Below are 12,779 nucleotides of genomic sequence, written 5' to 3'. Positions count from 1 at the left end.
CCATGGGTCACCCAGGTTGGAGGCCCTCACATGCGGCGATGGGTACACCACTTAGGATTGACTTACCTAAGTCCCTTGGTTAGCGTGATGCTTGCCCGCTCGAGCTACGCCCCGCGATCGCTCCACCGCGCGGGTGAGTGCCGCTCTCGCGTTCGTGCTCGTTTCGCGAACGCCCCTGCGGCGCATCGTTTTCGCTCGCCGTCCAGAAGGGCTGTCATGCCAAAATTCATCAAGGTCGCCATGGTGGCCATTGCCGCCGCCATCCTCGGACTCGGCTTCGCGCAGCCGGCCTCGGCTGACATCTCCATTCGCGATTCCCAGGCTTCGGACCTCTACCTGCGCGATGGCACGCCGAGCCTGCACCAGATCGAGAAGGCGTTCGCCGCGTTCTGGAACCCGAACATCGGCATCGATCCCAAGATCGAGGTGAGCTACAACGGCGCGGGCGCGCGTCCCGCGCTCGAGCGGGTCATGCAGGCGAGCACCAGCTATGACTTCTTCTCCATCCAGGGTCGCGCGATCGGACCGGTTCAGGTGTCCGGCGACAGCCTCTCGGTCACGGTCGAGGGTCTGATGGCGGGCTTCCCGGCCACCAGCACGAAGTACCACTTCCTGCGCGATGGCGGCCTCTGGAAGTTCGATTGGAAGGCCACCTGCGCGGAGATGCAGTGTTCGGGCAATCCGAGCTTCGGCTACTGAGCCACCTGATCCAGGCACGTCGGAGCGACCCCCCGAATGCGATTCTTCCGGGGGGTCGCTTCGTGTGTGGAGCCATACGGAAGTGAATTCGACTGTGCGACAGTTACTCAGGACCGCGTCATGATCGGCGTGCGCGGCATTACCAAGCGTTTCGGCGATACCGTGGCGGTGGACGAGGTGTCCTTCGATGCCGAAGCGGGCGGGATCACCTACCTGCTCGGGCCCAATGGCGCGGGCAAGACCACCGTCATGCGAATGATCGCCGGGCTGGCGCGGCCCAGTGCGGGCGTGATCACCGTCAATGGCCGGTCACTGCGGGATTACCCGAATACCCTGCGCGAGATCGGGTTCGGACTCGGGGCGTTCGCGCGCAATCCCGATCACACCGCGACCCAGCATCTGCTGTGGCAGGCGCGGCTGGGCGGGCTGCCCAAGTCGGTCGTGGCTCCCGCGCTGGAACGTGTGGGGCTCGAAGGGGTGGCGAAGCGGACCGTCGGCGGCTTCTCCTACGGCATGCTGCAGCGGCTCGGCATCGCGTCCGCGCTGCTGGGTGATCCCAAGACGGTCGTGCTGGACGAGCCCGCCAATGGTCTGGACGTCGAAGGCATTCTGTGGCTGCGGGAGCTGGTCTCCGGACTGGCGGCCGAGGGCAAATGCCTGCTCGTGGCCTCGCACAATCTGACCGAGGTCGAAATCACCGGAACGAGGGTCGTCATCATGGGCAGGGGCACGGTGCTGTCCGATACGACCAAGGATGACCTGGTCGCCAAGGGCACCGGCCCGCGCAGGCTGGAGTCGGCCTACATCGAGATCACCCGCGGCAGTGTGCAGTACACCGCGACGGGAGGTGCTCGGTAATGGTGCTCACCTATCTGGCGCAGTCCGTGCGCAGTGAAGCCGCCAAGCTCTCGCGGCGCAGTTCGCTCTGGTACGCGGTGGTTCCGCTGGCCCTGGTGATTCCGGTGGCGATCAACTTCGGCATCGCCAAGGCGACCGAGTCGAATACCTTCCGCGGTGCGGGCGGCATGCACACCAACAATGCCGCCTACTGGATCCTGATCTTCTCCACGTTCATCCTGATGTCCGGCGGTGTGACGTCGCTGTGCGCGGAGGTCAAGGACCGCACGATCGAGACGGCCTTCGCGATCCAGCCCCGCCGCTGGCTGCTCCCCGTCGCGAAACTGATTGTCTTCGGTGCGGTTTCCGCTGTCACGTCCTTCGCCGCGACGTTCATCATGCTCGGCGGCTTCCCCCGCCTGTTCCCCGAGATCTGGGGCAAGGTGGACGCCTTCTCCGGCGATGGGATCCGCCTGCTGATCTGCGTCCCCCTCTTCGCGGTGCTCGTCACCGCCCTGGGCCTCGGCGTCTCGGCCCTGCTCCCCAAGCCCGGCCTGGTCGTCATGGCGGTCCTGCTCTGGAAGTTCGGCGTGGAGGTCTTCGTGACCCTGATCCCCGGCGACCCGGGCCTGCTCCTGCAACGCCTGTCGCCCTTCAAGAACGGCGAGCTCGGCGTAGGCCAGCTCTCGACCATCGAAAGCTATTTCGGCGGCCAGAACGGCTCCCTGGCCTACTTCGCCATCCTCTGCGTGCTGATCTTCGCCTTCGGCACGGTCCGCCTCTCCCTGTCGGACACCAAGAACACCTGACATCGGTTATGAAAGCTCTCCCGTGCCCCAGCGGCGCGGGAGAGCTTTTGCGTTGCAATGCAATCGCGCCGGCTTCAGGCTCACGTACCGGGGGAGTTCGACAGCGGGCTGCGCCGGGTAGCCGGTGCGCGCGGGACCGGACCGGCCTCGGTGGTTGCCGATGGTGCGGTCGGCAGGTCGTCCCGTATCCGCTGTCGGAGTAGGCGATACGAACGGTGCGTGCCTACCTCGGAAACGACACCGCCCGCCGGAACCCGAGGGTTCCGGCGGGCGGTTGTGGTCGGTAGCCGGTCAGCCCTGGTCGGCGGTGGCCAGGCGCCAGCCGGCGGCATCGCGCTGGTGGGACCAGAACTCGGCGAAGCGGCCTTCGGCGGCCAGGAGCTCGTCCACCGTGCCGTCTTCCACCACGCGGCCGCTTTCCAGGAACAGGACCCGGTCGGCGCCCGCGATCGTGCTCAGGCGGTGGGTGACCACGATCCGGGTGCGGGTGCGGGGGTCGTCGGCGATCGCGGTGACCACGGCGGCCTCGTTCTCCGCGTCCAGGGCGCTGGTGCCCTCGTCCACGAGCAGGATCGAGGACGACTTCAGCAGGGCGCGGGCGATCGAGACGCGTTGGCGCTCACCGCCGGACAGGGCGGCGCCGGCGTCGCCGACCAGGCTGTTCAGGCCCTCGGGGAGACGGTCGGCGAATTCGTCGACGCGGGCCAGGCGCAGGGCCGTGGCGAGTTCGTCGGCGGTCGCGTCCGGATTGCCCGCCAGCACGTTCTCGCGGATGGTGCCCGCGAACAGGTACGGCTGCTGGAACACCATGGAGGTGTCGGCCGGGCGCTGGGCCGGGTCCAGGCCGCCGCGATCGACGCCGCCCACCGTGACGCTGCCCGAATTCGGGGTCTCCAGCCCGGCGACCAGGGACAGCAGGCTGCTCTTACCCGAGCCGGACGGGCCGACGATGGCGGTGATCTCACCGGCGCGGAATTCGATGTCCAGGCCGTCGAGCACCGGCGGCGCGGCATCGTCGTAGCCGAATCGCACATCGCGCAGCGCGACTCCGGCGGCGGTGTTCGCACCGGTGCGCTCGTCGGCGGCCGCGGGCCGCTCCGGACCGGGCGCGTCGATGACGGTCCGGATGTCGCGCAACGTGTTCCGGCTGGTCTCGATGGCCGGGGCCAGATCGCCGATGGCCGCGAACGGCTCCAGGAAGCGGACCACGACCACGATGAGCGCGATGGCCTCGGGGGTGTCCACGGTGCCGCGCACGGCCAGCCACGCGGTGGTGCCCGCGAGCAGGATGAGCGCCACCTGGCTCGCCAGGCTGAACAGCACCTGACCCGGAATGTTGAGCAGCAGCAGGCGCACGGTCGCGCTGTGCTGGGCGTCCAGCGCGGCGCCGGTCTGGCTGCGGGCGGGCTCCACCCGCCGGGCCGCGCGCAGGGCGGCCTGGGTGCGGGCGAACTCCAGAATGCGTTCGGTGAGAACGCTGTTGGAGTCGGCGGCGGCCTTGTCCGCGACGCGGGTGATGCGGCCGGTGGCCCACAGCGCGCCCAGCAGCAGCGGCACGGTCAGCAGTGCGACCACACCCAGCTGCCACGAGATCGGCAGCAGAGCCAGCCCGATCACGATGGGGAGCAGGATGCCCTGAATGATCGGGGTGACCAGGTAGCCGACCAGGCCGACCAGATCCGGTCCGGTGGTGGCGATGGCCCGGCGGGTGATCGCCGAGTTGTCCTCGCTGAACCAGCGCAACGGAATTCGCGCGACCTGGGTCGAGACGTCGCGCTGCGCGCGGTTGAGAATGCCGAAGCCCAGGTCGAATCCGATGCGCGAGGCGATGGAATCGATGATCCAGCCCGCGAGCACGGCCACGGTCAGCGCGCCGACCCAGCGCCAGGCGTCGGCCGGGGTGTCGCCGAACAACGCCGACACCAGCGGCACCACGAGTACGACCGCGATGGCGCGCACGATGGTGGAGGTTCCGATCAGGGCCAGATATCCGGCCCAGCGCCGCTGATCCGCGGGCGGCAGCAGGCTCAATACGGTGCGCATCATCGCACGGTCTCCTTCGCGTCGGCGGCGGCGCCGGCATTCCACAGCTGCTGGTAGCGCCCGTCGACGGCGAGCAGTTCCTGATGGGTACCCGACTGGGTCACCCGGCCCTGTTCGAGCACGACGATGCGGTCTACGTCGGTGATGGTGCGCAGGCGATGCGCGATGACCAGCACGGTGCGACCCACCGCGAGCCGGTCCAGCGCCTGCTGCACAAGGTATTCCGACTCCGGATCGGCGAAGGCGGTCGCTTCGTCCAGGATGAGCACCGGGGTGTCGGCGAGCAGGGCGCGCGCGATGGTCAGGCGCTGCTTCTCGCCGCCGGACAGCGTGGCCGCGGAGCCGAGCACGGTGTCATAACCTTGCGGCAGGCGCAGGATGCGTTCGTGCAGTTGGGCATCGCGGGCGGCCTGCTCGATGGCCGCGTCGCTCGCGTCCGGCACCGCCAGGGCGATGTTCTCGCGCACGGTCCCCGCGATCACCTGTGCGTCCTGGAACACGAAGCCGATGCGGGTGTACAGCTCGTCCGGGGTGAATTCGGTGATGTCCCGGCCGCCCACGCGGATCGCGCCGCCGTTGATGTCGTGGAAACGCGCCAGCAGTGCCGCGAGGGTCGACTTGCCCGCACCGGACGGGCCCACCAGTGCGGTGATGGTGCCGGGCTCGAGGGTGAGCGAGATGTCCTGCACGACCGGCACTCCGGGGCGGTAGCCGAAGGTCACGTCGTCGAACACGACATGGCCGGGCTGGTTCTCGGTGCTCGTGCCCGCGGCGCGCACGTCGAGTTCGTTCTCGTCCAGTGCGACCTGGATGTTCTTGGCCGCCAGCCGGCCCTCGCGCAGACCCGACAGGCCGTAGCCGATGCCGAGCAGTCGCGAGCCGAACGTGGTGCCCAGGAACAGGAACGGCAGCAGATCGACCGGCTCGAGGCTGCCGCCGACGATGAGCGCGGTGCCCACGGTCAGGGTGAGCCACAGGAAGGTGACCGGGCGGGTGATGAGGTCCATGACGGACTTCTTGCCGACGAAGGGCCGCTGCCAGTTGTCCAGGAAGCCGATGTACTCGTCGAGGCTGCGCCGGAACGGGGAAGCGGCCGAACCGCCGAATACGCGAATCACGGACTGGCCGTCCAGGTACGAGGTGGCCTCGCCGTTCATCCGCTCGGCCCAGCGCTGCGACTGCATGATCTTGGGGCCGGAGGACGCCATCATGGTCAGCATCGTGAAGACGTAGCCGAGCACGGGCACCAGCAGCACCAGCGCGAGTCGCCAGTCCACCCAGAACAGGTAGCCCAGCACGGCCAGCGGGGCGACGACGGCGGCAACCGCGTCGATGACCGCGTGCGTCACCATGTAGTGCAGGGACAGGGTGTCCGCGGTGATGAGCTTGTTGATCTTGCCCGGTCCGCGAGCGATGAACCAGCCCAGCGGGAGTCGCGCGAGCTTGCCCAGCAACCGGGCGCGCAGATCGCGGCTGAAGCGCGCGTCCACCGCGTGCAGCCAGAATTGCAGGATCGCTTCCAGGGCAGCGCCGAGGCCCATCAGTCCCAGGGCCCACAGACCCAGCGTCCAGAGCTTGGATTCCTCTGCCGCGCCGAGCAATTCGCGCGCGAGCTCGACCAGCAACACGAAGGGCGCGAGCTGGACGAGGGTGATGATGAACTGCAGGACGGCGGCGAACCAGAGCTTGCGGCGGACGCTGTCGAACAGTCGGCTGCCCGCCTGCGAACGCCAGCGGCCGGGGGTGGCGGGCGCGGGGGCCGCGGTGGCGGCGGCGACGGCCGGGGCGGGCGTCGCCGCCACGGCCTCCTCGACGACCGCTGCGGACGCGCCGTTCGCGTCGTGCGCGGCTTGTTTCTCGGCGCCGTCGCGCTCCTTGCCCATGGCGCGGCCGTGCACCCAGTACGCCTGGGCGTAGACATCGGTCTTGGGGAAGCCGAAATCGTCCTTGAGCCGCGCGCGAATGAGCTTGAGCGACTTGGATTCCGGGCCCGCCCACGCGTACCAGTTGGACCAGTCGCGCGCTTCGAGCGCGGCGGCGAAGGAGGCCTCGGAGGTGCGCGGCACCCAGTGCACGCGCGCCAGGGGATGCTCGGTGAGCGGGATCAGCAGATCGTCATCGTGATGCTGTTCGAGGTAGACCTCGACTGCCACGTGCGGCGGCACCGCGGCCAGGATGGAATTGATCGCCGGGATCGAGGCGGAGTCGCCGATCAGCAGGTATCCGGCGGGCAGATCGTCCGGGGTGATGGGGAAGCCCTTGGAGCCGAACGAGGTGACCTCGATGGTCTCCCCGCCCTTGACCCGGCCCGCCCACGCCGAGGCCGGTCCGGCCGGCTCGTGCAGCACGAAGTCGATCGCGAAGCGCCCGTTGTCGAGATCGGCTTCGGCGATGGTGTAGCCGCGCTGGAACTCCGACTCCGAGCCCTCGGGATCCGGGAACCAGATCCGCAGCCAGGCGGTCGGCTCCATCGTGATCTCGTCGAAGAGCGAGGGTGCGGTCAGCCAGACCCGCAGGTATCGCGGTGTGGTCTGTTCTATTTCGAGCACCGTGGCGGTGTGGTACTGAACGCCGAAGGCGGTCAGCACCGCCCCCTGAAAACCTCTGCGCGCCATTCTCGCCTGTCCTCCGATCGGTGTGCGGCGAGTCGACCCCTCCGCCCGGCGTCGCACGCGCGCGCGTACGACCCCACTGCTTCCGAACCGGAATCCTCACCTCCAACTTTGGTAAGCCTACACATACCCGATGAAAACCGGTGGGTCAGGATCGAACGTCGAGAGGTGGAGGGACTCGACGTCCGAGCCGCCTACCCGCTTGCCGGGTACCGGTCCGTAAGCTGACAATTCGTGTCCGACCGCCAAACGCAGATATTGGAAGCCGCCGTTCGGGTCATCGCCCACGACGGGGTGCGGGGATTGCGCGTGGAGAAGCTCGCGGCCGAGGCCGGGGTGTCCACCGCGCTGATCTATTACCACTTCAAGGATCGGGCGGGGGTGCTGCAGCACGCGCTGCAGTTCGTCAGCGGTAAGGCCGCCCGGTACACCGAGAGCGCGTTTGCCCAGGCCAACCCGCGTGCGGCGCTGGAGGAGATGCTGCTGCTCGAGATACAGGACGTGCCCGAGGTCCGGGACAACAGCATCGCCTGGGGTGAGCTGCGGGCCAGCGCGGTGTTCAACGACGAACTGCGCGAGCAATTGCGGGCCGGCACCCAGGAATGGGTCGACGACGTCGCCGCCCTCATCGAGCGAGCGCGGGAATCCGGGCTGGCGTTGCGCGAGGTGAATCCCGCCGCGGCGGCCGCCCGGCTCACCACGCTCGTCGAGGGACTGAGCGAACGGTGGCTGAGCGGCTCGCTCACGGTGGAACGGGCGCGCGAGTTGCTGTCCGGGGCGATCGTCGCCGAACTCGGCCGCGTCTGAGGCGCGCTTCGATCAGGCGGGTTCCTGCTGGGTCGTGCAGTGGATGCCGCCGCCGCCCCAGGCGATGGCATCGATGTCGATCTGCACGATCCGCCGGTTCGGGAACAGGCGGGCCAGGATCGCGAACGCGGCCGAATCCGCTTCCGCGTCACCGAATTCCGGTGCGATGACCGCGCCGTTGCAGACGTAGAAGTTGATGTATCCCGCCGCGAAGTCGGCCGACTTGTACTCGGGGCGAACGCGGGTGGGCGCCTTGATGACCTCGACCTGCACGGTGCGGCCGTGCGCGTCGGTCGCTGTCTTAAGAATCTCCAGGTGGCGCTTGGTGACCTCGTGGTCGTAGGACTCGGGGTTGGTGTCCAGTGCCGCAACGACGACGCCGGGACGCACGAAGCGCGCGTAGAAGTCGGTGTGCCCGTCGGTGATGTCCCGGCCCGCGATGCCGGGCAGCCAGATGATCTTCCGCAGGCCCAGGAGCCGGTCGAGTTCGGCCTCGACATCGGATTTGCTCCAGCCGGGATTGCGATTGGCGTTCAGGACGCAGCTCTCGGTGATGACGGCGGTGCCCTCGCCGTCGACCTCGATGCCGCCGCCCTCGAGCACGAGGTCGGTGCGCACACGCTCCACACCGGCCGCGCGGGTGACGATCTCGGCTACCGCGGCGTCGAAACCGTGCTCCTGCTTGCCGCCCCAGCCGTTGAAGTTGAAGTCGACCCCGGCCCGGCGACCGCCGTCGGAGACGAAGACCGGGCCGGTGTCGCGCATCCACAGATCGTCGATCTCCGCCGGCACCAGTTCGACGTTCGCGTCGCCGATCAGCTCGCGCGCGATCGTGAGTTCGGCCGGGCGCACCAGCATGGACACCGGTTCGAAGGCGGCGATCGTCCGCGCGATGGTGGCGAGATTGCGCCGTGCCTCGGGCAGGACGTCGTCGTAGTTCTCGGCGGTCGCGCCGAAGGCCATCCAGGTGCGCCGATGCGGCTCGCCCTCCTCCGGCATGCGCCAAGTCGATTCGGCTGCGCTGCCGCTGCCGCCGAACGGCGAGCGCGGGAGGATGCCCTGCTGGTTTGCCATGATCAGGCCGCTGACCACGGTGATTCCGGTCTGTACGAATCGGCGTCTCTGCATGTTCTTACTCCTGATGTGTCGGGTGATGGGGGATCGGCGGAGATCAGCGGTAGTAGGAATCCGAGGGATAGGGCTCGGTGTCGCGGTATTCGGACGTCGTGCCGTCGACCACGGCCGGATCGGATTCGGGGATGGGTTCGGTGAACAGGTAGACCGCGCCGATGACGGCGGCGATCGTGAGCAGCGCGGCAGTCGCCCACAGCACGCCCTTGCGCCGGGTCTTCGGCGGTGTGGGCGCAAAGGTGTTGTGCGGCAACGGTGTCGGATACGGCGGGGCGATGACGGGCGGCGGGGCCGTCGCGACGGGTGCTGGGGGCGCGACCGCGGTGCGAGCCGATCGATATGCCGCGTCGGCGGATCGGTACTCCACCGCCGCGGGCGGGAGGATGCGCGCCGCGGGAGCCGTGATCGCCTGCGCGGCCCGGTTGATGCGGCGTCCGGGAACGTGCAGCGCCCGGCGTGCGGCCGCGGCGAATTCGCCCGCGCTCGCGTACCGGTCCTCGGGGTGCTTGGACATCGCGCGGATGATGGCCGCGTCGAGACCCGGCGGCAGGCCCGGCCGCAGCCGGCTCGGGCGCGGCGCGGGGGTCATCAGATGTCCGGAGACCTGCTGCTCGAGACTGTCGCCGGGGAAGGGCCGCGCGCCGGTCAGCGCTTCGTGCAGGACGCAGGCGAGTGCGTAGACGTCGGACTGCGCACTGGCGTGGCCGGTGCTGAACTGCTCGGGGGCCATGTACGCGAAGGTTCCGATCGCCGAGCCCGAGGTGGTCAGCGGCGGCTCGCCTTCGGCGCGCGCGATCCCGAAATCGATGAGGTACACGAAGTTTCGATCGCCCACCAGGACGTTCGCGGGCTTGATGTCGCGGTGCACCAGCCCCGCGGCGTGCGCGGCGTCCAGGGCCGCGGCGATCTGATCGATGGCGGCGACCGCCGCTTCCGGGTCGAGCGGGCCGTGCCGGGCCAGCAGCGTCTGCAGATCGGTGCCCTCGATCAGGCGCATGTCGAGGTACAGCCGGCCCTCGATCTCCCCGTAGCGATGGATCGGAACCACGTGCGGTTCGCGCAGGCGGGCGGCCGCGTGCGCCTCGCGGCGGAAGCGCTCGCGAAAGGCGGGATCGGCGGCGGTGTGCTCGTGCAGCACCTTCAGGGCCACGAAACGGTCGGTAGTCGTGTCGTAGGCCCGGTAGACCCGGCCCATCCCGCCTTCGCCGATGAGTTCGTGCAGGTCGTAGTGGCCGAACGTACTTGCTTCCACGGGGGTTCTCCTGTCGACCGAGCGAGCCTGTCCGGGCGCTGGGGATTCGGTCGTGTTCCGCAAATGAACTGAAAATCTAGTCAGGATCGTAGCGCATGGCTGTTCTGCGGGGTTTGAGCTGGATTGTCGGTAGCTGTGTTCACGCAGATGAAAGCACTGTGAAAGCCACCTCACTAGCTGGACTGAAAATTCAGTCAGAACTATCGTGAACCTCGGGTCGCACGGCGCGGCCACCCGTCGCGCAGGCGGCGGATCGACAACCGGTCAGGAGTACGGCGGCATGGGTGAGAGCAGATTCGCGCGAATGGGTGAGGCGCTCGGCGCGCTGCTGCTGGGCGACCCCGGCGACGCCGAGGACGACGGGCGGCGCTGGATCATGCCCGACGAAGCCGACCCGCACCGGCGCACCTGGATGGCGTTCGGCGCGAGCAAGGACGTGTGGGGACGGCATCTGCTCGCGCAGGTGCGCCACGATCTGGCCACCATCGCCACCACGATCGCGCGCTTCGAGCCGGTGTCGATGCTGGTCCGGCCCGATGAGCTGCATATCGCCCGGGAGCTGATCGGCGGCGCGAACGTCGAACTGGTCCCCGCGCCGCCGGACGACCTCTGGATGCGGGACACCGGGCCGGTCTTCATCACCGGCGAAAAAGGCCGGGCCGGAATCGATTTCAACTTCAACGGCTGGGGCGGTAAACAGCAGCACCGCCGCGATCGCAAGGTCGCCGAGCTCGTCACCGCGCACGCGGGTGTGGAGCGGCTCGAGACCGATCTGGTGCTCGAGGGCGGCGGTATCGAGGTCGACGGCCAGGGCACCGCCATCATCACCGAAAGCTGTGTGCTGAACGGCAATCGCAATCGGGGCTGGCGCAAGGGTGACGTCGAGGCCGAGCTGCGCTACCTGCTGGGGCTGGAGAAGATCATCTGGCTGCCCGGTATCGCGGGCTACGACATCACCGACGGGCACACCGATTTCTACGCGCGCTTCGCCGGGCCGGGCGTGGTCGTGGCGGGCCTGGACAACGACCCGAATTCCTTCGACTACCAGGTCACCCGAGCGCATCTGGAGATCCTGCACGCCGAGACCGACGCGCGCGGAAGAAAATTGCGGGTCGAGGTGATTCAGGGTCCCTCGCGAGTTCGCCCGCAGTACGACTGCGAGGACTTCGCGGCCGGATATATCAATTTCTACGTGTGCAACGGTGCGGTCATCGCGCCGCAATTCGGTGATCCCGAGGCGGATTCGGCGGCCTTCGCGACCTTGCAACGGCTGTTCCCGGACCGGCAGATCGTGCAGATCGCCATCGATGGCATCGCCGCCGGTGGGGGCGGTATCCACTGCACCACGCAGCAGGAGCCTGCGGTCTGAGCCCGTCCGCTCGGAAAGGGTTGGACGGCTTGTGAATTGCGCTGCGCGCGACGGAGGAATTTGTGGTCCGCCGCACTCGGCGTGAATCAAATCGCTTGCGGCGCACTGTTATGAGCGACGGTGCGGGGTATGTCTGAGGAAGGCGCAAATGCGCCGATCCGAAAAATACCGTCGAAGGAGAGCGAAACCTGATGAATACACGTGACACCTCTCTGTTGCGGGCGCAGTTGCGTTCGGTACGTGCTCTGACCAATACCGAGATCCAGATCGCCGAGACCCGGACCGGGCAGGCGCGCACGGAAGCGGTACGCGAGGAGCTGGCGACCAACGCGGCCAACGCCCGTGCTCGGGCCGAGGCGATCGGGTCGGCCGAGCGTGAACTGGGTGGGGTGCCGGAGGTCATCGGACCCTTCCTCGGCAAGGCCACGGCCGTGGTGAAGACGCTGCGGGAACAGGCCCAGCCGTTCGATGAGGCGCTGCTCGGCGATCTCGCGCTCGAGCATCAGCTGCTCGACCGCGCCCGCTACATCAAGGCGCTGGCGACCAACGCGCGCGAGCCGCAGGTGGTCGCGCTGGCCGATCGCCTGATCAAGGCGCATTCGGCGACCGTGAGTTGGCTCGGCACGGTGCTGGCGGAGGAGGCACTGGGCGGTCCGGCGGCGTTGCGCCGCACCCCCTTCCAAGCCGTCACCGGCACCGCGGTCAAACTGGCGAACCTCCCGGTGACCTGGTCCACGCGCGGCATCGACCGCACCCTGGACGCGTTCCGCTCGGCCCCGCCCGCCCTGAACGAGCTGCTGTCCCGCGGCGCGCACGTCGGCGACGTGGCGGTGAAGTCGCTCGGGGCGTCGCGCGACGCGGTGCTCGAGAGCGTCGAGGAGGTGACCCGCCGCGAGGGCGAGACGCGCGCGGCCGATTCGGTGCACGCGGCCCGTACCGCGACCGGTGTCCTGCACCCCACCGAGCTCCCCATCCGCCGCTTCGACGAGCTGAATGTCACCCAGGCGTCGGCCAAGCTCAAGGAGCTGACCGAGCCCTCCGACATCCGCGCCGTCCTGGCATACGAGGAGGCGAACAAGAACCGCCACGGCGTGGTCGCGGCCGCCGAGAACCGCCTCGCCGCGATCGCCCAGGATGTCGCGGGCCTGAATTGACCGCCCCGCGACGATGTCCGACGGTTGCGGGGTCCGAATGACCACGGCCCCTTCGGACGTCGGAAG

General features: G+C 68.6%; 10 protein-coding genes. 6 read left to right on the top strand and 4 right to left on the bottom strand.

Features of this window, described 5'->3' with window-relative positions; genetic code table 11:
• Positions 1 to 216: 216 nt before the first annotated feature.
• The 3 genes from ACFVBH_RS05585 (at position 217) to ACFVBH_RS05575 (ending at position 2,345) form a co-directional block, all read left to right on the top strand.
• Positions 217 to 699: a hypothetical protein gene (locus ACFVBH_RS05585; RefSeq protein WP_354990374.1), complete on the top strand. Its 483-nt coding sequence runs from the start codon at positions 217 to 219 to the stop codon at positions 697 to 699.
• Between the two features lie 120 nt (positions 700 to 819).
• Positions 820 to 1,557 carry an ATP-binding cassette domain-containing protein gene (locus ACFVBH_RS05580; RefSeq protein WP_354990373.1) on the top strand — a complete coding sequence of 246 codons (738 nt, stop codon included), beginning with the start codon at positions 820 to 822 and terminating at the stop codon, positions 1,555 to 1,557.
• Positions 1,557 to 2,345, top strand: a complete 789-nt coding sequence (locus tag ACFVBH_RS05575) for an ABC transporter permease (RefSeq protein WP_379000070.1) — start codon at positions 1,557 to 1,559, stop codon at positions 2,343 to 2,345. The genes ACFVBH_RS05580 and ACFVBH_RS05575 overlap by 1 nt, the downstream gene beginning before the upstream one ends.
• Positions 2,346 to 2,636: 291 nt before the next feature.
• Here the strand turns inward: ACFVBH_RS05575 and ACFVBH_RS05570 are convergent, their stop codons facing one another.
• Positions 2,637 to 4,391 carry an ABC transporter ATP-binding protein gene (locus ACFVBH_RS05570; protein ID WP_379000068.1) on the bottom strand — a complete coding sequence of 585 codons (1,755 nt, stop codon included), beginning with the start codon at positions 4,389 to 4,391 and terminating at the stop codon, positions 2,637 to 2,639.
• Positions 4,388 to 7,003 carry an ABC transporter ATP-binding protein/permease gene (locus ACFVBH_RS05565; protein ID WP_379000066.1) on the bottom strand — a complete coding sequence of 872 codons (2,616 nt, stop codon included), beginning with the start codon at positions 7,001 to 7,003 and terminating at the stop codon, positions 4,388 to 4,390. Before ACFVBH_RS05565 ends, ACFVBH_RS05570 begins: the two co-directional genes overlap by 4 nt.
• Positions 7,004 to 7,234: 231 nt before the next feature.
• Here ACFVBH_RS05565 and ACFVBH_RS05560 point away from each other — a divergent pair, with 231 nt between their 5' ends.
• A complete protein-coding gene (locus ACFVBH_RS05560; protein ID WP_354991049.1) occupies positions 7,235 to 7,807 on the top strand; it encodes a TetR/AcrR family transcriptional regulator in 573 nt (190 codons plus the stop codon).
• Between the two features lie 12 nt (positions 7,808 to 7,819).
• Here the strand turns inward: ACFVBH_RS05560 and ACFVBH_RS05555 are convergent, their stop codons facing one another.
• Positions 7,820 to 8,935 carry an agmatine/peptidylarginine deiminase gene (locus ACFVBH_RS05555; protein ID WP_379000063.1) on the bottom strand — a complete coding sequence of 372 codons (1,116 nt, stop codon included), beginning with the start codon at positions 8,933 to 8,935 and terminating at the stop codon, positions 7,820 to 7,822.
• 43 nt (positions 8,936 to 8,978) lie between these two features.
• Positions 8,979 to 10,190 carry a serine/threonine-protein kinase gene (locus ACFVBH_RS05550; RefSeq protein WP_379000061.1) on the bottom strand — a complete coding sequence of 404 codons (1,212 nt, stop codon included), beginning with the start codon at positions 10,188 to 10,190 and terminating at the stop codon, positions 8,979 to 8,981.
• Between the two features lie 280 nt (positions 10,191 to 10,470).
• Here ACFVBH_RS05550 and ACFVBH_RS05545 point away from each other — a divergent pair, with 280 nt between their 5' ends.
• Entirely contained in the window at positions 10,471 to 11,559 is a 1,089-nt protein-coding gene (locus tag ACFVBH_RS05545; RefSeq protein ID WP_379000059.1) for an agmatine/peptidylarginine deiminase, read from the top strand.
• A gap of 191 nt (positions 11,560 to 11,750) precedes the next feature.
• Positions 11,751 to 12,713 carry a ferritin-like domain-containing protein gene (locus ACFVBH_RS05540; protein ID WP_379000057.1) on the top strand — a complete coding sequence of 321 codons (963 nt, stop codon included), beginning with the start codon at positions 11,751 to 11,753 and terminating at the stop codon, positions 12,711 to 12,713.
• Positions 12,714 to 12,779: the final 66 nt, after the last annotated feature.

Source organism: Nocardia sp. NPDC057668 (genome assembly GCF_042799795.1).
In the GTDB taxonomy this organism is placed as follows: Bacteria; Actinomycetota; Actinomycetes; order Mycobacteriales; family Mycobacteriaceae; genus Nocardia.
Note: the sequence above shows the minus strand (reverse complement) of the source record. Positions and strands in the feature narration are given on the sequence as shown.

Bases quoted from the DNA above. Each gene is read 5' to 3' on its own strand.
- ACFVBH_RS05585 (WP_354990374.1), top strand. From the start codon at position 217: ATGCCAAAATTCATCAAGGTCGCCATGGTGGCCATTGCCGCCGCCATC.
- ACFVBH_RS05580 (WP_354990373.1), top strand. From the start codon at position 820: ATGATCGGCGTGCGCGGCATTACCAAGCGTTTCGGCGATACCGTGGCG.
- ACFVBH_RS05575 (WP_379000070.1), top strand. From the start codon at position 1,557: ATGGTGCTCACCTATCTGGCGCAGTCCGTGCGCAGTGAAGCCGCCAAG.
- ACFVBH_RS05570 (WP_379000068.1), bottom strand. From the start codon at position 4,391: ATGATGCGCACCGTATTGAGCCTGCTGCCGCCCGCGGATCAGCGGCGC.
- ACFVBH_RS05565 (WP_379000066.1), bottom strand. From the start codon at position 7,003: ATGGCGCGCAGAGGTTTTCAGGGGGCGGTGCTGACCGCCTTCGGCGTT.
- ACFVBH_RS05555 (WP_379000063.1), bottom strand. From the start codon at position 8,935: ATGCAGAGACGCCGATTCGTACAGACCGGAATCACCGTGGTCAGCGGC.
- ACFVBH_RS05545 (WP_379000059.1), top strand. From the start codon at position 10,471: ATGGGTGAGAGCAGATTCGCGCGAATGGGTGAGGCGCTCGGCGCGCTG.
- ACFVBH_RS05540 (WP_379000057.1), top strand. From the start codon at position 11,751: ATGAATACACGTGACACCTCTCTGTTGCGGGCGCAGTTGCGTTCGGTA.